Annotated in this window: 15 protein-coding genes; 10 read left to right on the forward strand and 5 right to left on the reverse strand. The window is 37.1% G+C overall.

Annotation, left to right across the window (positions count from 1 at the left end; all coding sequences use genetic code 11):
* Window positions 1-67: 67 nt before the first annotated feature.
* Window positions 68-589 carry a DUF4136 domain-containing protein gene (locus ACN5J7_RS02795; RefSeq protein ID WP_418602580.1) on the forward strand — a complete coding sequence of 174 codons (522 nt, stop codon included), beginning with the start codon at window positions 68-70 and terminating at the stop codon, window positions 587-589.
* Between the two features lies 1 nt (window position 590).
* Here the strand turns inward: ACN5J7_RS02795 and ACN5J7_RS02800 are convergent, their stop codons facing one another.
* From ACN5J7_RS02800 to ACN5J7_RS02810, 3 genes are all read right to left on the reverse strand, one after another.
* Window positions 591-1,982: a M64 family metallopeptidase gene (locus ACN5J7_RS02800; RefSeq protein WP_418602582.1), complete on the reverse strand. Its 1,392-nt coding sequence runs from the start codon at window positions 1,980-1,982 to the stop codon at window positions 591-593.
* On the reverse strand, window positions 1,979-2,485 hold the full coding sequence (locus ACN5J7_RS02805) for a hypothetical protein (protein ID WP_418602584.1): 507 nt from the start codon (window positions 2,483-2,485) through the stop codon (window positions 1,979-1,981). Before ACN5J7_RS02805 ends, ACN5J7_RS02800 begins: the two co-directional genes overlap by 4 nt.
* Window positions 2,486-2,609: 124 nt before the next feature.
* Window positions 2,610-9,020, reverse strand: a complete 6,411-nt coding sequence (locus ACN5J7_RS02810) for a carboxypeptidase-like regulatory domain-containing protein (protein WP_418602585.1) — start codon at window positions 9,018-9,020, stop codon at window positions 2,610-2,612.
* Between the two features lie 150 nt (window positions 9,021-9,170).
* Here ACN5J7_RS02810 and ACN5J7_RS02815 point away from each other — a divergent pair, with 150 nt between their 5' ends.
* From ACN5J7_RS02815 to ACN5J7_RS02850, 8 genes are all read left to right on the forward strand, one after another.
* Window positions 9,171-10,124 carry a tetratricopeptide repeat protein gene (locus ACN5J7_RS02815; protein WP_418602587.1) on the forward strand — a complete coding sequence of 318 codons (954 nt, stop codon included), beginning with the start codon at window positions 9,171-9,173 and terminating at the stop codon, window positions 10,122-10,124.
* 251 nt (window positions 10,125-10,375) lie between these two features.
* Complete coding sequence (locus tag ACN5J7_RS02820; RefSeq protein WP_418602589.1) at window positions 10,376-11,731, forward strand: UDP-N-acetylmuramate--L-alanine ligase; 1,356 nt, start codon at window positions 10,376-10,378, stop codon at window positions 11,729-11,731.
* Between the two features lie 164 nt (window positions 11,732-11,895).
* Window positions 11,896-13,074 carry an AIR synthase related protein gene (locus tag ACN5J7_RS02825; protein WP_418602590.1) on the forward strand — a complete coding sequence of 393 codons (1,179 nt, stop codon included), beginning with the start codon at window positions 11,896-11,898 and terminating at the stop codon, window positions 13,072-13,074.
* A 70-nt stretch (window positions 13,075-13,144) separates the two neighbouring features.
* Window positions 13,145-14,116: a DUF3078 domain-containing protein gene (locus ACN5J7_RS02830; protein WP_418602592.1), complete on the forward strand. Its 972-nt coding sequence runs from the start codon at window positions 13,145-13,147 to the stop codon at window positions 14,114-14,116.
* 195 nt (window positions 14,117-14,311) lie between these two features.
* Entirely contained in the window at window positions 14,312-16,864 is a 2,553-nt protein-coding gene (locus tag ACN5J7_RS02835; protein ID WP_418602594.1) for an adenosylcobalamin-dependent ribonucleoside-diphosphate reductase, read from the forward strand.
* Window positions 16,865-17,320: 456 nt separating this feature from the next.
* Window positions 17,321-18,397, forward strand: a complete 1,077-nt coding sequence (gene prfA / locus ACN5J7_RS02840) for a peptide chain release factor 1 (RefSeq protein ID WP_311939390.1) — start codon at window positions 17,321-17,323, stop codon at window positions 18,395-18,397.
* 93 nt (window positions 18,398-18,490) lie between these two features.
* A complete protein-coding gene (gene pyrF / locus ACN5J7_RS02845; protein WP_311939392.1) occupies window positions 18,491-19,318 on the forward strand; it encodes an orotidine-5'-phosphate decarboxylase in 828 nt (275 codons plus the stop codon).
* 88 nt (window positions 19,319-19,406) lie between these two features.
* Window positions 19,407-20,222, forward strand: coding sequence for an ABC transporter substrate-binding protein (locus tag ACN5J7_RS02850; RefSeq protein ID WP_418602596.1), 816 nt, complete (start codon window positions 19,407-19,409; stop codon window positions 20,220-20,222).
* Window positions 20,223-20,415: 193 nt separating this feature from the next.
* Here ACN5J7_RS02850 and ACN5J7_RS02855 read toward each other — a convergent pair whose 3' ends face one another.
* Both ACN5J7_RS02855 and ACN5J7_RS02860 read right to left on the reverse strand, forming a co-directional pair.
* The gene (locus ACN5J7_RS02855; RefSeq protein ID WP_311939397.1) at window positions 20,416-20,613 is read right to left on the reverse strand and encodes a Lacal_2735 family protein; all 198 of its coding nucleotides are present in this window, start codon (window positions 20,611-20,613) and stop codon (window positions 20,416-20,418) included.
* Window positions 20,614-21,022: 409 nt separating this feature from the next.
* A complete protein-coding gene (locus ACN5J7_RS02860; protein ID WP_418602598.1) occupies window positions 21,023-21,727 on the reverse strand; it encodes a DUF4197 domain-containing protein in 705 nt (234 codons plus the stop codon).
* 41 nt (window positions 21,728-21,768) lie between these two features.
* Here ACN5J7_RS02860 and ACN5J7_RS02865 point away from each other — a divergent pair, with 41 nt between their 5' ends.
* Window positions 21,769-22,722: an MBL fold metallo-hydrolase gene (locus ACN5J7_RS02865; protein WP_418602600.1), complete on the forward strand. Its 954-nt coding sequence runs from the start codon at window positions 21,769-21,771 to the stop codon at window positions 22,720-22,722.
* The last annotated feature ends 61 nt before the right edge of the window (window positions 22,723-22,783 follow it).

Genomic DNA, 22,783 nt, shown 5'->3' on the forward strand with positions numbered 1-22,783 from the left:
TGTTAAAAGTTTTCCGGTTAAATCGTGTAGAATATTTTTTGATTAACTTTAATAAAAAATCAATGTTATGAAATATCTTAAAGTATTTGTTTTGGCGTTAGTCATGGTATCTTGCGCACCTATCCGTGTTAATTACGATTTTGACAGAACAACGGATTTCACAAAATATAAAACCTACAATTATTACGCCGATATGAAAACCGGTTTAAGCGATTTGGATACCAAACGTTTTTTGGACGCATTAGATGAAAAAATGCAAGTTAAAGGGATTAGTTTGGCCGAAAAACCAGATTTTTTTATCGATATTAAAAGTAGCGCATTTCAGGCCGCTCGACGCAATACCGTTGGTGTTGGTTTAGGTGGCGGTGGACGAAACGTTGGCGGTGGCGTATCAATTGGTATTCCCGTTGGGCAATCGAATGTTAACCAAAAAATAACGATTGATTTTGTAGACGAAAACGGTAAAGGTCTTTTTTGGCAAGCCGTTAGCGAATCTAGTTATAACCCCAATGCCTCACCTGAAAACAGAACAGCGCGTTTAAATGCTATTTTGGATAAAGTATTGGCAAATTATCCGCCAAAACAATAACTCAATTTTTTACAAAACGCTTGCTTGTTAATAGTGTGTTATTCGAATAAATTTGGGCTAAATACACGCCTTGGCTCAAGCGGCTAATATCTATTTGATTGTTTTCGTAATTGGATATTTTGGTTGATGTCAGCCTTTTTCCATCCAAACTAATAATGTCCACTTTTAAACTTGTGGTATTTTTACTTTCCACTTTTAAATTTAAAATGCTATGTGATGGATTTGGAAATAATGAAATATTAAAATCATTTTGTTTGGAACTAATGTCGTCAATTCCTAAAGCCGATTTTGTAATCGTCCAAGTTACCATATAAACATGGGTGGTTTCGTGGTTGTCGATTTTTAGCATGGGAGAATCATCGTGTACCACAACGGTTAAATCGTTGGTGCCGGTATTCAAATCGGTTTCAGCAATAGAAATATCGTCCACATCATTGGCGAAATTCGAAGCGTTTAAAGTCCACGTATTTTTTAAAGTATTCGGAATGGGTTTTATTAAATTCAATTGAAAATCTATAGGATATGCCGTGGGGTTTACGGTATTTGAAGCTGGTAAATACGAGTCAATTGGCCCAACTAAACTGTGTATTTTTTCAATAATGCCTTCTTTACAAACCGAACAAAAAGGCACGCCCAAATAGCGCATTTTACAACTTTGGTGTGGCCTATACCAAGTGGCGGACTGACCGGAATTGCCATAAGGATAAATGTTTACGGCATCGATACCTATCCAGTTTTTCCATTTTATTAAAGCAGGATTGCTTTCCTGTGTGGCATTTATAGCTTCAAAAAGGTTGCCATCTCCCGGATAGTATTCGTCTTTTAAATTAAAAAGCGAATGCCCTAATTCGTGTATTACAATTTCATTGGCACTTGTTCCGGTTGACGAAACCGCATAGGGGCCACCGGCACCTCCGTATTCGGGAGAGTTTACCAGAATTATGGGCTGGTCGTATTCAGGGAAATTATTGGCCAAAACATTATAAACTATGCCTGAATTATAGGTGTAAAGTAATCTGTGATAGCCGGAAGTGTCAAAGGAAGTATTAAAATAAGTGTCGGCTGTAGCCGCCGGAAAAACAGGTTCCGTTACATCGGTTGCGGTTGCGGGGTGATCTGTCCCACTTTCGTTTGACGGGACTTTTATGGCATACACATTAAAATAATCGGCATATTCTTTAAACGGTGATTGTGCGAACATGGCGTTTGAAAAGCTCGTGGCATCGGTAATGAATTTTGAAAACTCACTCGCTTGATAACCTTCACTTAAAAGGACTAGATTTATTCTTTTATCCTTGTCGCCCGATTGTTTAATCGTGTCAACATCAAAAATTTGAGCATTAACAAATCCTATGTTTAGCAGGCAAAAAACATAAAGTAATCGATGCTTCATAATGAGTTGATTTTTGTTTTAATAAGCGGCTTTGTTTCTGATGAAGGCGTTGTAATTTCGTTAATGCTAACGTATTTTGTGTTTGGGTCCAACTTTAGTTTTAATGAAAATTCCACCTCTTTTAATACTACTTGTTTTCTTTGGAATTGTTTAGAATCGCCAATATATTCAAAAGTTTTTATAAGTGGGTTTTTAATAGTAGTGCTTTGCAATACATTCGACTTTTTATCAAGTTGATGGCATACTAAATCGCCAGAAACCCCTTCGATTAAAGGTGTGCTTACTTTTAGTTTTCCGTCGGTAATTATTTTGTTTAAAAACTTGATGATCTTTTTGCCTTTTGAATCTTCAGAAATCGAGTAATTCAAAAAAATGAGTTTGGGGTTGCTCTCTTCAACAGCGGAATTTTGAATAACTTCTTTTTTTGGAGCGCAGGAATTTATTGTTGTACAAACAAATACCATAATAAGTAAAGCAATATTTTGGGGTGTTGCTTTTTTCAAAATAAAAAAAGGTTAAATCTCTAAACTAGAGCGTAAAGTTAATCATTTAAAATATTTTGAAAAACGGATTGATTTCGGACATATGTAAAAACCAAAAAGGAGACTAATAAATCTCTTTTTTTATTTAATCAACCTTTATTCTCACGCCTTCACTATGGCTGCTAAATTCCGGCGCATACATGCTTTGTATGGTTGTAATGCCGTTGCTCATGTTGCCTGCATGGTTTACCCTTAAATCGTATTCAAACACATAAACGCCTTTTGGCAGATAATCAAAAAAGAAGTTGGTCGAGGCGTCTTTGGTGCTTTCATAATAGCCCAAACCATCTTGCCATTTGTATTTTGAGAGTACGTTTACAGGCTCTAAACCTGCGGCGCGCATATCTTTCATGTGTACAAATTCCATGGCTCTGTCGCTGCGTAATTCTATGCGCACACGAACCAAATCGCCGACGTTGACTTTGGTGTCATTCGTGATTTCAGAAATGTCCTCTCCGGTATCCGTATTCTTTTTAAGGAATAGTTTTTTATTCAATTTTAAAGGTGTTTCTGCGGATGTGATGTTGTCCAAATCTTCAAAATACTGCCAATATAAAGCGCCCCAAGCTATGCCATTTCCTTTTTTGGTAATTTGCACATCTGCCATTTCTAGTTTAATTTCTGAAGCATTCCAAGAGGTTTTAAAGTAACCGGTTCCAGCTTCAACTTTTACTGCTTCCAACTTTGAAGGCTCTATTTTTTGTCCGCCTAAAACCACATCAACCATATCGGTTACACTTAACCAATCGCTACCTTGCAACAATAAAGCGTAAACAGCCTCGGTGGTTGCTTTGGTAGTTTTCCAGCGGTTTGTTTGCTTGTTTTTAAGTAACCAAATTTTAAGATTGTCAATGGTTTCGGTGTCGTTTTCAATTTCGGCGAAAGCCTCAATTAACAAGGCTTGTGTTTCAATGGGCGCTTGATACCAGTACCATGAGTTGGTGTTGGATTTCCAATACATGCCCAATTCTTCACTCGTAATACTGTTTTCTTTTAAGGACTTTAAAATTTTAACCGACGTCTTTTTATCGCCCATTCTATCAACAACCAAAGCCATTAAACCTTTGGCGTACAGCGAGCGTTTTAACCAATATTTCTGAATTTGCGTGTGATAGTATTTGGTAATTTCTTCAACGTCATCAGATTTTTTAATTTCCGGAAAAAAGCTTCGCATGTACAAATAATGCAATTGTGTATAGCTTAAATGATCTTTATTTAAATCGACTTTTGAATCGTATTTTCTAATGTCATTGTATTCTTTTACAAATTCGGTATCGAGATAATTGATGGCTTTTTGAATCATCGAATCTTCACCGTCAATTTGCGTAACATTCAGTTTTTTAAGATGCCCAAAACCGGTAATAATATGTTGTGTGATGTATCGATTTTCGCGTCCGCCTTTAAACCAAGCCCATCCGCCAGAATGCATTTGGTTGTGTTCCAGTTTGCGTTTGGCGGATTGCAATTCGTTATTCATTTTGTTTAAATCGAATAATAAAGCGATGCGTTTTTTTTGTTCGGTTTCACTTTGTGCATCACGCAACCAAGGGGTTTCTTGAATTAAAATGGATTTGAGTTCTTCATTTTTTTCAAGATTTGAGATAAGAGCGTCTTGATACGCCCATTGGTTGAAGACCTCTTGAATTCTTGGGTTTGAATTCGCAATATGGCTCGCCAAAGCATTGGCATAATACCTACTAAAAGTTTGCTCGTTACAATCGTACGGGTATTCCATTAAATACGGTAAAGCTTGTACCGCATACCACGCCGGATTGGAGGTCATTTCCAAAGTTAATTTGTGGTTTTTTAAAGTTGAAGACGTGTTGGTTTTCAGCTTATCCAACGTGAATGTTTTGGTTTGGTTACTTCTTATCCACATCGGAAGTGTTTCGGTAACCAACATGCGGTTACTTAAAACGGGCAACGCATTTTGTTCGCCATCGCTAAAATCTCCAGCTTTAGCAATGATTTTATATTGAACCGCTTGCACATCATCAGGAATGGATAAATGCCATGATACTTGGGTGTTGTTTTCTTTTTCTACTGAAAAGGTTTGGACGCTGAGGGCACTCGAAGCGTCTTTGTTATTGGTGTTTTTGAGTGCTTCAGACACCAAGATGTTCGTGATGTCTTTCCCAGAAATAGCATCGGTTAATATTAAAACGGCTTGTCCCGAAAGTGGCTTGTCGGTTAAATTTGCAATTTTAGTGCTAATGGTAATGTTGTCGCCTTCGCGTAAAAAACGGGGTGCGTTTGGTATCACCATCAGTTCTTTTTGCGTGATGGTTGTTAATGTTTTAGTAGCACTTTCCAAAGTTTTGGTGTGTGCCAAAAGTTGTAATTTCCATTGGGTTAAAGCTTCTGGTGTGGTAAAACTGAAACTTACGTTGCCGTCTTCATCTGTTTTTAACTGCGGAAAGAAAAACGCGGTTTCGTTGAGGTTTTTACGGATTTTGATGTTGTCGAAGTTTGGTTTCTTAGTTATTTCTGCTATTACAGTTCCACCAGTCTGTTCAGTTATAGAATCGTATGCTAATTCGGCTTCTTCATCTAATTCTCCACCTGCACTTAATTGCTCAGACCTCATCTCAGCTACAGCACCAACAACCCTACTTTTCTTTTGTGTTCCGAAGCCCATAACAACTACTTCATCTAAACTAGCGCTATCGCTTGCCAATGAAATTTTTAAACGATTGTTTTTTTCTAGTTTTAATTCAAAAGTTGAATAGCCTATAAAACTTATCTCAAGAATATTGTTTTTACTAGCTTGAATTGTAAAGTTTCCATCAAAATCTGTTACAACACCTTGTGAAGTTCCTTTAATTAAAACATTTGCACCTGCTAGTGGATTTCCGTTTTCATCATTCACAGTGCCAGAAACAAAACCTTCTTTTATTGAACTATCATATTTGTCCTCATGTTTTGCTAAATGTTTACTTCTTAATTGATTAATATATTTGTTATAAATCCAACGGTTGTTCCCAAAACTAAACCCAAACCAATCCAACTGGTCATAACTTTGGTATTGATAATAGGTACGAGATCTATCATTATATACTCTAAAATTTCGGGTGCCAAAACTTTGTCGCGCATTGCTGTTATTATACGAATAATAGGTTGGATTGTTGATGGGGTTAAAATTCCAAGCATGTGGTTTAAATTGGTCTAAACTGGCATCGTACATGCTTGCCAATAATTCGGCAGAAACTTTATCGCCTTGTGGCCCTTTAATTTTAAAGCTCCAGGTTTCATCGGTTCCAGGTTGTAATTTATCCCTAAAAGTTGTGGTTTCAATCTCTAAATCGGTTTTAGGGTAAGGCACGGCAATATGTAAACTACCCGATTGAAAACTGTTAAACGCTGCATAACTATAGTTAACCGAAAACCCACCAATATCGTTGCTTGTTATAGGAATACTAATGGTTTTTTTGTTGTTGTTCAGTGTAATGATTTGCGTTTTTATTAACCCATTTTGTTTTTCAATGGTAACGGTTACGTTTAAATTATTCGCTGCCGAGGCTAAAGTTATCATAGCTGTATCGCCAGCTTTATAACTAGATTTGTCACTTGTTATACTAAACAGTTGGTGGTCTGCCAACGTTTTATCGGCATCGCTATACAATGTGGTTTTAATTTCGTCTTTTACAATTTGTCCAAACTTATCTTTACTTTCTAAAGTGATGATATATTGACCAGATGTCCATTTTTTAGTTTTCCCAAGATTGAGTTTTTTCGTGTTTTCGGTATTAAAAGACGCGATAAAAACAAGCTTGCCTTTCTCCCAATTATTTGGGTTTTGCTCATTGTTATAAGCATCGTGCGGAAATAAATTTTTAAAAGCCTCTTGGGTAAAATCCTGATAATCTGGCGCAGGCCATGGACGCACGCGTAACACCGTATTTGGTGCTTTCAATTTGTAAATTTTAACCGTGCCTTTGGCGGGCACAAACTCGCCATTTAGGTTTTTGGTATCGATGTTAATCGCGTGGTCTTTTTTTGATTTATCCAATAGATTGGCGATAGACATGTTTGCTGTTAACGCATGATAGCCCACATTTACTGTGGTGGTTGCACTTTGGGTCTCGCCGTTTAAATCGGTAACATCGGCAGTCACTTCGTATTTAAAAATGGGCAGGCTGCTTTTGTCGACACTTTGGTCGGGTTGTGCTTTAAAGGTAATTTCAAATTCACCCTTGTCGTTTGTTGTGCTTTCGCCATGTGTAATTTCCTGTGGCTCGCTGTTAAACCATGGGCGGTACCAAAAATACCAATGCGGATATTCCACTTTGCGATGTACGCGATACACCACTTTGGCATCGGTAATATTGCTGCCTGCGTAAGCCAAAGCGTTGCCTTTTATGGTTACTGAATCGTTAACTTTATAGGTTTCGGTTACCGGGTTGAATTTGGTTTCGAACTTTGGGCGTTTGTATTCTTCAACCGAAAAATAGGTGATGCTTTCTGCATCTGGTCCAGATTCGGTATCAAATTCAATATAATACTGTCCGTTTATACCCGAATTTGGTAAGATAAACTCGCCTGAAACGGACCCAAAATCATTCGTTTTTAAGTTCAATACTTTTAATTCTTCGCCATTTGCGTTGTATAATATGGCATAAACCTTTTCATTCTCTAAAACCTCAGATTTGTTGGCTTCGGTTTTCATGGCAATGCCTTTAATATAAACGGTTTGCCCGGGCCGGTAAATGCTTCTGTCGGTAAATAAAAAAGATTTGTAGGTTACTTTTTCTTGCTCGTTTTTATAATATTGATAGATATAATAATCTCCAAAATAAGCCACGTCGTTACCGTATTTAACTTTTAAATTGATATCCCGATAACGATTTTTCGATTTGTTGATTTTAATCTGTCCATGCAAATCCGTGGTGTAGTTCTCGGTTTGTTCATCTCTGTTATTGTTTTTTATATAACTGAGCTCAACCTGAGCGTCAACAACGGGTTTGCCGTTGTTTCTTTCAATAATTTGAAAGGTTTTATAATCCGTTTTGTCGGTTTCAACCAAAGCCAAATCGGTAACTTGAATGGTGCTAAACGCAAACGTGTTTTCGTCATTTTCGGGTGAAGCAAAAATCAAATAACTGCCGTTGTTAAGTTTTGGTAAAAGGATCTCGGTGGTATGTGTTTGAAAATCGTTTTCATCGCGCAAACCAGTGTTCCATTGGGTTGTGGCTTTTAAGGATTTAATAAAGGCTAATTGCTCGTCTTTTCTATAGGTTTTATTGAATTTTTCTAACTGACTTCTAGAAATTTTATAAATTTTAAATTGAAGCTGATTTAGGTTTTTGTAGCGAATCAACAAGCGGGCATCTTTAAGAATGGGCAAGAAGTTTTCTGTGGTAATCTGAAGCGATTGCTGCTCAATGAGTTGCTTTAAAACCGCACATTTTTCGGCGCCATTGCTTTTTGGGAATTTAGCAATAACGTTGTTACAGAGGTCAATGGCGTCTTTAGTTTTCCAACGGTTTTCTTCTTTGTTTTTAGGTTGATATTCTAAACCTTGTTGATAGTAAATAGTCGCAATTTCGTAATCATAAAGTGCAGAAACCTCATGTGATTTTAATCGCTCGCTTTCTGTTTTTAAGGCGTTTAATAAAATGGTTTGTTTATCGCTAAAAGTAGCATGCTGAAGTACAAACTTTAACCGGTTGATATTAACATCGGCCAATGCCAAAGGCGACTTGTCTTTTAAATGAAATCGAATTAAATCTTGATAGATTTTTAATGCGTTCAATTGTAACGACGTAGAATCTTTTGATGCTAATTTTAGGTTTGAAAACGTACTCGTGTCACCTAAAAAATCAGGATTGTCAATCTCAAATTTATAAGCAGGTTTGGTAATTTGTGTTTCGTCGGTTTTATAAAAAAGCAAAGCGTTATGGCTTAAAAAATCGAACAAGGTCGGTCGGTAAATTTTAGAGCCTTTTTGTTCGTTTAAAAGCACGCTGTAATTACTTAGCGGCTCCAACTGGAGCATCAATCCGTTTTCTAAAGATTTTTGATAATGCACATGGATCTCGTTAAAAAGGGTTTGCAGGTCCCAAGTTCTAAAATCAATGGGGTCTACTTTTTCAGAGGTTTTTGTCCGGTTGTAAAATTGCCATCGGTGTTCGTTAAAGTATTGCCAGTACAAATTGCCCAAAATATTTTCAAGGATGTTTTTAGTAGGAAACGAGCTCTGTTCAATTTCATTTTTAAAATCATTGATGATTTTTAACTGCGCATCTTCCTCTAAAACCAAAGCGAACTTGCTTTTAAAAAGCATGGTTTTAATAAGTTGTGGATGGTTTTTATCTTTTTTGGCTTTCACCGAAATGTCTTCAACAATTTTTAATGCCGATTTTGGCAAGCCTTCAACCTCTAGCTTTTCAACTTTGGTCCATAATTCTTGGTAATCCGGATTTTGGGCTTGTGAAAAATTTGAAAAAAGAATAATCATTAATATAGATAGTGTATGTTTCATTGGTGCTGAATTCATTTCAGTAGGTGTTTTAAATTGTCTCTAAATGTACTTTCAAAAGTTATTCCAAAAAACAATAAATTAGTAATTACTTTTGTTGGTTGAGTGAAGTTAACCATTTTTCAAGTAAAGTGTAATGTTTAACTTTGTATTTTCGACCCAAATGCTATGAACAAGTTTTTGCTTCTACTTTTTTTCCCAACACTCATATTTGGTCAACCCGAATTAGCAGATGTGGATGCCCTTTTCCAAAAAAAACAATTTGAAAAAGCCGAAAAAATCGTTTCAGATTATTTACAAAACAATCCCAACAACTTAAAAGCCATTGAGTTTTTAGGCGATGCGTACGGGCATCAAAAAAAATGGGACGATGCCATAAACCAATATCAAAAACTTGTAAATAGTAATAAAAACAACGCCAATTACCATTATAAATACGGTGGCGCCTTGGGCATGAAAGCCTTATCGGTAAGTAAATTAAAGGCGTTGGGCATTATTGGCGATGTAAAAACAGCCTTTTTAAAAGCGGCCGAATTGGATAAAAACCACATCAACGCGCGTTGGGCATTGGTAGAATTGTACATGCAATTGCCAGGGATTTTAGGTGGCAGTAAAAGCAAATCACTAAAGTATGCGCAGCAACTGGAAAACCTCTCGGAAGTAGATGGTTACTTAGCCAAAGGCTATGTTTACGAGTATGATAACGCCCCGGAATTAGCCGAAAAATATTATAAAATGGCCATTGCCGAGGGCGGTTCCTTAACCTGTTATAACAAGTTGACCACCCTTTACGAAAACCAAAATCAGCCCCAAAAAGCCATTCAAAATATTGAGGCTGCCCAACAAAAACACCAACGCAACGCCCTGCATTATCAAATAGGCAAAGTGGTTGCCGAATACAACACACAACTTAAAAAAGGCGAGCAATGTCTGCTCACTTACATAACAAATTATACCGCCAGCGATGGCGTTCCAAAAGCCTGGGCACACTACCGTTTAGCGCAGATTAACGTGCATAAAAACAACAAGCCCGAAGCCTTAAAGTATATCAATTTGGCCATTGCGGAACTGCCAAACATCCCATCGTTTAAAAAGCAAAAAGAAGAAATTTTAAAACTTTAAAGTTTGGGCGTTACCCTGCGCTTCGAGTACCTCAGCGACCGTCGGGTCGGGCTTTACGTTACAAGTCCTCGCACCAAAAAAGGTGCTGTGGGCTTTCCACTGCAATCCCTAACGCGGGCACGTTTGCAAAATTTGGTTTTAGCAAAAAGGTTAGTCTTTTTTCGCCATCAAAAACCTGGTTTCTAATTTAAAAAACATTCGTGTATTCGTGGCAAAAAAAGTATCTTTGGAGCTTCTTCAAAACCATAAAAATGAATGTACATTTTATTGCTATAGGTGGTTCTGCCATGCACAACCTAGCCATAGCATTACAACATAAAGACTACAAAGTAACAGGAAGCGACGATGTTATTTACGAACCGTCAAAATCAAGATTGGATGCCCACGGATTGTTGCCAAAAACCTTTGGTTGGTTTCCTGAAAAAATAACAACAAATTTAGATGCCATTGTTTTGGGCATGCACGCCAAAGCCGATAATCCAGAGTTGTTAAAAGCTCAGGAATTAGGGTTGAAAATATACAGCTATCCCGAATTTTTGTACGAGCAATCCAAACAGAAAACACGGGTTGTTATTGGCGGAAGCCACGGAAAAACAACCATTACTTCCATGATTCTTCACGTGATGCATTATCACGATAAAGATGTCGATTACATGGTGGGCGCGCAGTTGGAAGGTTTCGATGTAATGGTAAAACTTACCGAAGACAACGATTTTATGGTTTTAGAAGGCGATGAGTATTTGAGCTCGCCCATAGACAGACGACCAAAATTTCATCTTTACAAACCCAATATTGCGCTGTTAAGTGGTATTGCTTGGGATCATATCAACGTATTTCCAACTTACGAAAACTATGTAGAGCAGTTCCGTGTTTTTGTCGATTCAATCGTTAGCGGCGGAAGTATTAATTACAACGAAGAAGATGCCGAAGTAAAACGAATAGTGGAAGCCAGCGAAAACACCATTCGTAAAATAGCTTATCAAACACCAAAATATACCGTAGAAAACGGACAAACACTTTTAGAAACCCCAGAAGGCGATTTGCCTATCGCTATTTTTGGCAAACACAACCTTAATAATTTGGCGGGTGCCAAATGGATATGCCAGCACATGGGTGTTGATGAAGACGATTTTTACGAAGCCATTTCTACATTTAAAGGCGCCAGCAAACGCCTTGAGAAAATAGCCGAAAGCAAAACCAGTGTTGCTTTTAAAGACTTTGCGCATTCACCAAGTAAAGTAGAAGCAACAACCAACGCCGTAAAAGAGCAATATGCAAATCGTACGTTAATCGCTTGTTTGGAGCTGCATACCTACAGCAGTTTAAATGCCGAATTTTTAAAGGAATACAAAGGCGCTTTAAATGCCGCCGATGTTGCCGTGGTGTTTTATTCGCCACATGCCGTTGAAATTAAAAAATTAGACGCCGTAACCCACGAGCAAATTGCCAATGCTTTTCAACGGGACGATTTAATTATCTATACCAATCCAGTTGATTTCAAGAAATTTTTGTTCTCGCAAAATTTTGATGACAAAGCGTTGCTTTTAATGAGTTCGGGTGATTATGGCGGGTTGGATTTTGGAGAGGTTACCAATTTGATTGATTAGGTTTGGAAATCTAATAAGTGTTAATGGTCATGCCTCATTAAAACTAAATCGATAATAAAACGTATGGTTTTTTAAAAACTGCGTTAATAAATCCTGTTTCATATTTTAATGAAACCGTTTCAGTTTTAAAATATTACTTTACTTTTGCATTTCAACCATATATTATGAGTCAAGAAGTTTCAAAACGATATGCACAGCGAGGTGTGTCGGCGTCAAAAGAAGATGTGCACAACGCTATAAAAAACATCGATAAAGGATTGTTCCCAAAGGCATTCTGTAAAATTGTGCCGGATTATTTAACCAACGACGACGATTATTGCTTGATTATGCATGCCGATGGCGCCGGAACAAAATCGTCGTTAGCCTATATGTATTGGAAAGAAACAGGCGATATTTCAGTATGGAAGGGCATTGCTCAAGATGCTTTAATAATGAATATCGACGATTTGTTATGTGTTGGTGCGACCGATAACATCATGTTGTCGTCCACCATTGGAAGAAATAAAAATTTAATTCCGGGAGAAGTGCTTTCGGCAATTATTAACGGCACCGAAGAGTTGCTCGAAGATTTAAAATCCTTTGGCGTTACCATTCATTCCACCGGTGGCGAAACTGCAGATGTTGGTGATTTGGTGCGTACCATTATTGTAGATTCTACGGTAACGGCTAGAATGAAACGAAGCGATGTTATTGATAATGCCAACATAAAAGCGGGCGATGTTATTGTAGGTTTGGAAAGCTTCGGGCAAGCCACCTACGAGAAAGCCTATAATGGCGGTATGGGAAGCAATGGTTTAACCTCGGCACGACACGATGTGTTCAGTAAATATTTAGCCGAAAAATATCCAGAAAGTTTTGATCCTTCGGTACCAAAAGATTTGGTGTATTCAGGAAGCGTTAAACTAACCGATGCTGTTAAAGATGCGCCATTAGATGCCGGGAAATTGGTGCTGTCTCCAACGCGAACCTATGCGCCCATTATCAAAGAGATTTTATCTAAATTTAATGCCGAAACAGTGCACGGAATGGTGCATTGTTCTGGAGGTGCGCAGACCAAAATTCTTCATTTTGTTGATGAATTCCATATTATAAAAGATAACATGTTTCCTATTCCGCCACTGTTTAAACTCATACAAGAGCAGAGTAAAACCGATTGGAAGGAAATGTATCAAGTGTTTAATTGCGGACACAGAATGGAGCTTTTTGTAACGCCCGAAATTGCTGAAGATATTATAGCGATTTCAAAAACCTTTAATGTTGATGCGCAAATAATTGGTAGGGTAGAAGCCTCTAATTATAAAAAACTTACAATAAAATCCGAGTATGGCGAGTTTAAGTATTGATTTTAATTATTTATATTAAATTGGAATGGTTTTTGATTAAAACCGTATTTAATTATATCCAACCCTAATTATGAAAAATACGCTTTTAGCTATAATTTTTTTGTGTGTTCAGTTTGCATTTTCCCAACCCGATTCGTTATTCATAAAAACCCCTAAGCCTAAAGACGAACTTAAGGAGTTAAGGCCGGAATGGAAACAAATAAACAAAGCTACTTTCGATTTAAGCGAAGTGGCGTTTGTTAACTGGAATGCTGGTGGTAGTAATTCTATATCTGGCCTGGTTGGAATACGGTCTGAAGCTAATTATAAGGATAAATATTTCTTTTGGAACAATAACATATCTGCGCGGTACGGTATAAACAAGCAAGAAAGCAGGGAAGTTAGAAAAACCGATGATTTGTTCGAGATGAATTCCAATATAGGCTACAAGCCCGACGAATCATCTAACTGGTTTTATTCAGCGCGACTAAACTTTAAAACACAATTGACCAATGGATATAAGTATCCAAACACAGACGACCCCATTTCCAGGTTTATGGCACCGGGATATTTGTTTTTTGGTGGCGGAATGGAATACGGGAAAGATATCGAGGAGTTGTCTTTTTATTTCTCACCCTTAACGCTGAAAGCCACTTTTGTTTTTGATGAAGACCTTGCCAATGCCGGATCCTTTGGTGTTACTCCAGCGGTTTTGGATGTAGACGGAAACGTAATTATTGAAGGCGAGCGCACAAGACAAGAAGTTGGTATTTTATTGACAAATAGCTATAAAATGCAAGTGGTTGAAAATGTAGCCATGGTACATCAGGTTAATTTATATACCGATTATATCAATAATTTTGGTAACGTTGACCTGGATTGGAGAGTGGACTTCGATTTTAAAGTAAATAGTTTTATGAGGGCTACTTTAGGCTCGCATTTAAAGTACGATGACGACATAAAAACTTCTGTACCATCAGATATTGAAGGCGAGTTTGATGAGGCCGGTGCGAAAATACAATGGAAACAGTTCTTAGGCATTGGTTTCGCAATAGATTTTTAAAAAATAGGCTTTGCTTTTATTTTAAAAACTTGTTAACTTTTTATTGTTGATAAATTTTTAGAAGACTGATAATCAATTATTTAGGTGTTTTTACTTGTAAACCTTATGATTTTTATCATGTTCCAAGTTGAAAATTTTTAGTTAATTTATGGTTTGAAAATTAATCCATACTGAACTAAAAACTTAAACCGACTCATGAAAGCAAACCTTACCAAAAACCTACCTAAAACTTACACCCAAGACGAAGCGTTCAATGCCGCTTTAAAATACTTTAAAAATGATGATTTAGCTGCCCGCGTTTGGCTAAATAAATATGCCTTAAAAGATTCTGAAGGTAATATTTATGAGTTGACACCAAACGACATGCATCGCAGAATAGCTAAAGAAATAGCTCGGGTAGAAACTAAATATGCCAACCCTTTAAATGAAGACGACATCTTTAACCTAATTAAAGATTTTAAGTATATCGTACCACAAGGCAGCCCGATGGCAGGTATTGGTAACCCGTTTCAAATTGCATCACTTTCAAATTGTTTTGTGATAGGGAATTCTGGCGATTCGGATTCGTACGGTGGCATCATGAAAATTGATCAAGAGCAAGTGCAGCTCATGAAACGTCGTGGAGGTGTGGGTCACGATTTATCACATATTCGCCCCAAAGGCTCTGGGGTTAAAAATTCGGCTTTAACCTCAACGGGAATTGTGCCATTTATGGAACGCTATTCAAACTCTACAAGAGAGGTGGCGCAAGATGGTAGGCGCGGTGCGCTTATGTTGTCGGTATCTATCAATCATCCGGATTCCGAAGATTTTATAAATGCAAAACTAGAGCAAGGCAAGGTTACCGGCGCCAATGTATCGGTTAGAATTGACGACCAATTTATGAAAGCCGTTAAAAATGGAGCGCAATACACCCAAAAATATCCTATATTTTCTGAGGACCCTAAAGTGTCAAAAATAATTGAAGCAAATTCCCTTTGGAAAAAAATAGTACATAATGCATGGAAATCTGCCGAGCCCGGAATTTTGTTTTGGGACACGATAATCAATGAGTCTGTGCCGGATTGTTATGCCGATTTAGGCTATAAAACGGTTTCAACCAATCCTTGTGGCGAAATCCCGTTATGCCCTTATGATTCTTGCCGATTGTTGGCCATCAACCTGTTTTCTTATGTGGAAAATCCGTTTACAGATAAGGCTTCATTCAATTTCGATTTATTTAAAAAACACGTCGCTTTTGCACAGCGAATTATGGATGATATAATTGATTTGGAACTTGAAAAAATCGATAATATCTTAAGGAAGATTGATGCCGACCCAGAATTGGATGAGGTGAAAGGTACCGAGCGTAATTTGTGGATTAACATAAAAAGAAAAGCAGAAGAAGGCAGAAGAACCGGAGTTGGCATTACCGCCGAGGGCGATATGTTGGCGGCTTTAGGAATAAAATACGGCAGCGAAGAAGGTAACGCATTTTCTTTAGAAGTGCATAAAACCATTGCTATTGAGGCTTACCGAGCATCGGTGCATTTGGCAAAAGACCGCGGCCCATTTACGATTTTTGATGCCGAACGCGAAAAAAACAATCCGTTTATACAGCGTTTAAAAGAGGTCGACAGCAAATTGTATTACGAAATGCTGGAATACGGCAGACGCAATATTGCCTTATTAACCATTGCCCCAACGGGAACAACCAGTTTAATGACGCAAACCACCTCGGGCATCGAGCCGGTATTTATGCCGGTTTATAAACGCAGAAGAAAAGTGAACCCCAACGATAAAGACGTGCGCGTGGATTTTGTTGATGAGGTTGGTGATTCTTGGGAAGAATACGTGGTATTCCACCATCGTTTTAAGCAATGGATGGAGGTTAATGGCATTGATATATCAAAAAACTTTTCGCAAAGCGAATTGGATGAGTTGGTTAAAAAATCGCCATATTATCAAGCGACATCAAACGATGTGGATTGGTTGAGTAAAGTGAGCATGCAAGGTGCCATTCAAAAATGGGTGGACCACTCCATTAGTGTTACCATCAATTTGCCAAGTGATGTAAGCGAAGAATTGGTGGGCGAATTATATCTAAAAGCATGGGAAGTGGGCTGTAAGGGCGTTACCGTTTATAGAGACGGGTCGCGCTCGGGTGTTTTGATTTCGAATGAAGAAAAGAAAGATGAAGCCGATGATAAGTTAACGGCATTTCCTGTAAAACGCCCTGAAATTTTGGAAGCCGATGTGGTTCGTTTTCAAAATAATAAAGAAAAGTGGATTGCCTTTATTGGTTTGATAGAAGATAAGCCCTATGAAGTGTTTACGGGCCTTGTTGATGATGAAGATGGTATTTTAATTCCGCGTTGGGTTAACCAAGGATTGATCATTAAAAACAGAAACGACGATGGCACATCGCGATACGATTTTCAGTATAAAAACAAAAGAGGCTATAAAACCACTATTGAAGGCTTGTCGCATAAATTCAATCCGGAATTTTGGAACTATGCAAAATTGATTTCCAGCACACTGCGCCACGGTATGCCCATCGATAAAATTGTCGATTTAATTAATAGTTTACAATTAGATAGCGAGTCTATTAACACCTGGAAAAACGGTGTGGTACGTGCGTTAAAGCGCTATGTTGAAGATGGTACACAGGCCAAAGGGCAAAAGTGCGATAACTGTAAATCGCAAAACCTAATTTATCAAGAGGGCTGCTTAACCTGTAAAGATTGCGGATCTTCTAAATGCGGATAGAATAGAGTTTTTACTTGTAAAAAAGGAAGCCTATTTTGGCTTCCTTTTTGTTATGCAAATTCTTTCAAAATTAAAAGAAACGGGATACTAAAAAACAAGTCAATAAGATATAAAAAAGAGAACAGTTTTAAGGTTGAAATGCCCAAATTCTTATAAAAAATAAGTTTTCGTTTGGCACGGGTTTCATTTAAAAGATACCATAAAAAGGCAACCAAAAACAATTTTACGATGGCAATAGGTACGATTTCATATTGTAAAAAAGATAAAAATGTATTTATGCCAAAAGACCATAAAATGAGTGGTCTGTAAAAAACGAATATGGAAAATAATTGCTGCACAAGTACTTAAATAACGCACTTGGTAAAAAAATATTCTAATAATTCAATTATATGAACTGTAGGATAGTACTAAAAATTCATAAATTATCGTATTTTTGGCTACCAATAAAATAGGCAGATGTTAGAGAAATTACAAATAGTAAAACAACGTTTTGATGAGGTTAGCGATTTAATTATCCAACCCGATATTATTACCGACCAAAAGCGTTATGTCGAGCTAAATAGAGAGTACAAAGACTTGCGAATTCTTATGGATAAGCGCGAGCAGTATATAGAATTTACCAATAATTTAGCTGAAGCTGAAGAGATTATTTCTGATGGAAGTGATGTAGAAATGGTTGATATGGCCAAAATGCAATATGATGAAGCCAAGGAAGGCATCGCGAGGTTAGAGGAAGAAATTAAAGTTCTTTTAATACCTAAAGACCCTGAAGATGCTAAAAATGCCGTAGTAGAATTACGTGCGGGTACGGGCGGTGACGAAGCCAGTATTTTTGCGGGCGATTTGTTTAGAATGTACACCAAATATTGCGAAAGTAAAGGATGGAAGGTTGATACCGTTGATTTTAGCGAAGGCACCAACGGTGGTTTTAAGGAAATCCAATTTGAGGTTTCTGGCGATGATGTTTACGGTACGCTTAAATTTGAAGCCGGTGTGCACCGCGTACAACGTGTACCGCAAACCGAAACCCAAGGGCGCGTGCATACCAGTGCCGCTACCGTAATGGTATTTCCGGAGGCCGAGGAGTTTGATGTAGAGATTGACCCAAAAGATGTGCGCATCGATTTTTTCTGTTCGTCCGGTCCAGGTGGGCAATCGGTAAACACAACCTATTCTGCGGTACGTTTAACGCACGAACCCACAGGATTGGTGGCCCAATGTCAAGACCAAAAATCGCAGCATAAAAACAAGGAGAAAGCATTTAAAGTGTTGCGTTCGCGTTTATACGAAATGGAGTTGGCAAAAAAGAATGCTGAAGATGCCGAAAAGCGAGGTAGCATGGTGTCTTCGGGCGATAGATCTGCTAAAATTAGAACCTATAATTATTCACAGGGGCGTGTAACAGACCACAGAATTGGTTTAACACTTTACGATTTAAGCAATATTATGAATGGTGATATTCAAAAAATAATAGACGAATTGATGTTGGCTGAAAACACAGAGAAGTTAAAGGCCAATGATGATGTTATTTAAAACTAATTTAACAACTAATACACTAATAAGTTCTATTGCTTTTCGTTTGAGTAAGTAAATGCAAACTATTTGTGAATTCGTGGCAAGAAAAACATGACTACACTACAGCTAACTAACCAAATCAAAAAAAAGCAATCCTTTCTTTGCATAGGATTGGATGTCGATTTGAATAAAATCCCACCGCATCTTTTAAAAGTAGACGACCCCATTTTTGCATTCAATAAAGCCATTATCGATGCGACGCATCATTTATGCGTAGCCTACAAACCCAATACGGCGTTTTATGAGGCTTACGGATTGAAAGGTTGGAAATCTTTAGAGAAGACCATTCGTTATTTAAACGAAAAACACCCCGAAATTTTTACCATTGCCGATGCCAAACGCGGCGATATCGGAAACACAAGCACCATGTACGCCAAAGCTTTTTTAGAGGATTTAGCCTTCGATTCTGTTACGGTTGCGCCTTATATGGGTAAAGATTCTGTGGAACCCTTTTTAGCTTTTAAGGATAAACATACTATTCTTTTAGCTTTAACCTCAAATCAAGGGGCGTTCGATTTTCAAACCAAATCAATTGATGGAAAGGAGTTGTACAAACAGGTTTTGGAAACCTCGAAAACTTGGGAGAATTCTCAGAATTTAATGTACGTTGTTGGCGCTACTAAAGCTGAATATTTAGCAGATATTAGACAAATTATTCCAGATAGTTTTTTGTTGGTTCCCGGTGTTGGGGCGCAAGGAGGCAGTCTTCAAGCCGTTTGTAAATACGGCATGAATGCGCAAGTGGGATTGCTTATTAATTCTTCCCGTGGGATTATCTATGCTTCAAATGAAAGCGATTTTGCCGAAGCCGCTGCTTTAAAAGCCTTGGAACTTCAAAAGGAAATGGCTGTTGAATTGAACCGTTATTCCGAGGCATGATAAAAGCCTGCATTGAGCGCAGTCGAAATGTGGGAGTCTCTATAAATAATAGAAAGATTGCCACAGAAAATTATAAATTTTCTTCGCAATGACGAAACAAATTCAAGACCAACTCCAACGTAAACTTCAATTAAAAACAACACCAAGGCGCATCGTATCTTTAGTGCCAAGTCAAACCGAATTGCTGGTCGATTTGGGTTTAGAAGCCAATATTGTTGGGGTAACTAAATTCTGCGTTCACCCCGTTCACTTAAAAAAAACGAAAGCCATAGTTGGTGGTACAAAGCAGATACATATTGATAAAATAAGAAGTTTAAACCCAGATGTTATTCTTTGTAACAAAGAAGAAAACACAAAAGAAATTGTTGAGGCTTGCGCCCGAATATGCAATACACATGTGTCTGATATTTTTACGATTGAAGATAGTTTGGAGTTGATTCATCAATACGGAATGCTTTTCAACAAAAATGAAGATGCTCTAAAAATTGTAAACCACATTAAAAAAGAAACGGACAATTTTAAAACCTTCATTCAAAAAAAACCCACTTTAAAAGTGGCTTATTTTATTTGGAAAAATCCGTGGATGGTGGCTGCAAACAATACGTTTATTAATTATTTGCTGGCGTTAAATCATTTAAAAAACGTTTACGAAACCCAAAATCGTTACCCGGAAATAGAACTTAACAACACAGCAATAAACAAAGAAGTAGATGTGGTTTTATTATCCACCGAACCCTTTCCGTTTAACCATTCGCATAAAAAAGAGGTGCAAGCATTCTATCCCAATGCTAAAGTTGTTATAGCAGACGGAGAAATGTTTTCATGGTACGGCTCAAGACTTACAAAAGCATTTGCATATTTTAAAAACTTGCGCTTAAATCTTGAGGCGTTTCAAGCTTTGTAGTATCCTCTACAAAATTTGCAATTTTAGTTTCCAATTCCTTTAAACTAATTAATTTACTGAGGTTGGGTTTAATTTTTCCAACTCGACAAAACTGTGGTTTCATAACGTTCTTTGTTTATATATAAAGTACGTGAAAATCAGTTTTTTAGATGTCATCTAAAAGTTAAAAAATTGTAAAATTTTTGGTCTTAAATTAAGAGGAATTTCGGGTTAAATCCCTGGACAGATATTTTAACCTGTTAAGTTTGTTTAGAAGTTTAATGGCTCTGTATTCTGAAATATCGCTTAAAGCACAATCTGTTTGACGAAAATTATAAGCTTGCTCAACAAGTTCCTTATAGCGTTTATTGAGCTTTGTTTGATTGCTTTTTATGATATCGATTCTGTTCATTTTTTACTGTTCTGAAAATCAAGCTATTAAATATACATTTTTTATTTTGAACTACGAAGAAGCTAGCTGTTATTTTTTAAGTGAAATGAAAATAATACACATATTGCAATGATTTGTCAATACAGATTATTCATGTTTAGTAATTTTAGTACACGATTTGTCGTTCAATACGTTACTTAAATCAAAATATAATTTGGTTGAGGGTACACAGATAAACAAACGAGGAGGAATCTTATAAATATAAGATTTCCCCTTGTTCATTTCGAATTATTTATAAACTGATTGAACCATTAAAAACAATAAAAATATTTTCGTGGCTTTTGATGGTGTATAAACGAGTTGCGTAGATTTATTCAATATTCAATATTCAATATTCAATATTCAATATTCAATAACCAATAGAATGTTTTTAATCCTGCAAAGCAAAAACCTTTTTTAATAAATCAGTCGTTCTCGACGATAGTTTGGTGCGTATGTCTTTTTCTTCAACCGCAATCATGGTGTAAACGCCTTTTAAAGCTTCGCCGGTAACATAATCGGTTAAATCGGGGTTTACATTATTGGTAAACGGGATGTTGTTGTATTTGTTTATCAGGTTGTTCCAAATCTCATCGGCACCAACTTTACTAAACGAATTTTTTATCACCGGGTTGAACTTATCGTATAAAGCGGTTTGCGTTTTATTGGTTAAATATTGGGTTGCGGCATCGTCGTTTCCCAATAAAATGGTTTTGGCATCGGCAAACGTAATGTCTTTCACCGCACTTACAAAAATAGGCGTGGCTTCTTTAACGGCGTCTTCGGCAGCTCTGTTAAGTACTTTTAAACCTTCGTCAGCTAACTTGCTCAAACCAATATCGCGAAGTGCTTTATCGACCTTTTGTAATTCTTCGGGCAACAAAATCTTAACCAATTCATTTTTATAAAAACCATCGGTTTGGGTTAATTTGGTAACTTGTTTGTCTATTCCAAAATCCAGGGCTTGTCGTAATCCAGACGCTATTTCGGCATTTCCAAGGCTTCCGTTTTGCGGCAATTGTTTGGCTATTTCTTGTAATTCTGCACAAGCCGTTAGGTTGATAATTAATAAGACTGCTAATAATTTACGAATCATAATTATTGTTTTATATATTTAACAAAGATATATTTTTACAGATGAAGTTATTCCAAATACAATGCCTAATATTTTGTGTTGCACTGTTTAATTGTGAAGCCAATAAAAAGAAAGACGTCGAGAAACCAATCGAAAAACCAACACAATTTATTACGGTTTTGGGCATTGCACAAGATGCTGGGTTTCCTCAAATTAATTGCGATAAAGCCTGTTGTAAAGCCTTTTATGATGGCGAAGAGCCAAAGAAATTAATTTCGTGCTTAGGTTTGGTGGATTTAGATGCCAACAAAAAATGGCTGTTTGATGCCACACCGGATATTGCAGCGCAAACACAGTTACTTAAAGCACATTTAAATAATGATAAGGTGATTGATGGCGTGTTTTTAACCCATGCGCATATTGGGCATTACACGGGATTGATGCATTTTGGAAGAGAGGCTTTGGGCGGAAATCACATTCCGGTTTATGCGATGCCAAAAATGAAAACATATTTGGAAAATAACGGTCCGTGGAGCCAATTGGTAAGTTTGAATAATATTGAATTAAAACCGCTTCAGCATGATTCTACAGTTGTATTGCATTCAAAATTAAAAGTAACGCCCTTTTTGGTGCCGCATCGCGATGAATATTCCGAAACGGTAGGCTATAAAATTGAAGGACAAAATAAATCGGTATTATTTATTCCCGATATTAATAAGTGGGAACAATGGAAACGTCATATTATTGAAGAAGTTAAGAAAGTAGATTATGCATTTTTAGATGCTTCCTTTTTTAGAGATGGCGAATTGGAAAGGGATATGAGCAAAATACCGCATCCGTTTACCACCGAAACCACAACCCTGTTTGAAAACGAATCAAAAGAAACGAAAAACAAAATACAGTTTATTCATTTTAACCATACCAATCCTACTTTAAAAGATAATCACAGATTAAAGGATAGCATTCAAAATTTAGGCTTTAATTTTGCTAAAGAAGGTGTTATTTATGGATTGTAGCTTTAAATAAAACTGATATAAAAAAAGGCATCTAGGGAGCAGATGCCTTTGGGTAAAACTT

Source organism: Hwangdonia sp., from assembly GCF_048381975.1.
GTDB lineage: Bacteria > Bacteroidota > Bacteroidia > Flavobacteriales > Flavobacteriaceae > Hwangdonia > Hwangdonia seohaensis.

Coding starts and splice junctions, on each gene's coding strand:
- ACN5J7_RS02795 (WP_418602580.1), top strand. CDS start 68: ATGAAATATCTTAAAGTATTTGTTTTGGCGTTAGTCATGGTATCTTGC.
- ACN5J7_RS02850 (WP_418602596.1), top strand. CDS start 19,407: ATGACGAAACAAATTCAAGACCAACTCCAACGTAAACTTCAATTAAAA.
- ACN5J7_RS02835 (WP_418602594.1), top strand. CDS start 14,312: ATGAAAGCAAACCTTACCAAAAACCTACCTAAAACTTACACCCAAGAC.
- prfA (WP_311939390.1), top strand. CDS start 17,321: ATGTTAGAGAAATTACAAATAGTAAAACAACGTTTTGATGAGGTTAGC.
- ACN5J7_RS02810 (WP_418602585.1), bottom strand. CDS start 9,020: ATGAATTCAGCACCAATGAAACATACACTATCTATATTAATGATTATT.
- ACN5J7_RS02820 (WP_418602589.1), top strand. CDS start 10,376: ATGAATGTACATTTTATTGCTATAGGTGGTTCTGCCATGCACAACCTA.
- ACN5J7_RS02865 (WP_418602600.1), top strand. CDS start 21,769: ATGAAGTTATTCCAAATACAATGCCTAATATTTTGTGTTGCACTGTTT.
- ACN5J7_RS02860 (WP_418602598.1), bottom strand. CDS start 21,727: ATGATTCGTAAATTATTAGCAGTCTTATTAATTATCAACCTAACGGCT.
- ACN5J7_RS02855 (WP_311939397.1), bottom strand. CDS start 20,613: ATGAACAGAATCGATATCATAAAAAGCAATCAAACAAAGCTCAATAAA.
- ACN5J7_RS02815 (WP_418602587.1), top strand. CDS start 9,171: ATGAACAAGTTTTTGCTTCTACTTTTTTTCCCAACACTCATATTTGGT.
- ACN5J7_RS02825 (WP_418602590.1), top strand. CDS start 11,896: ATGAGTCAAGAAGTTTCAAAACGATATGCACAGCGAGGTGTGTCGGCG.
- ACN5J7_RS02830 (WP_418602592.1), top strand. CDS start 13,145: ATGAAAAATACGCTTTTAGCTATAATTTTTTTGTGTGTTCAGTTTGCA.
- ACN5J7_RS02800 (WP_418602582.1), bottom strand. CDS start 1,982: ATGAAGCATCGATTACTTTATGTTTTTTGCCTGCTAAACATAGGATTT.
- pyrF (WP_311939392.1), top strand. CDS start 18,491: ATGACTACACTACAGCTAACTAACCAAATCAAAAAAAAGCAATCCTTT.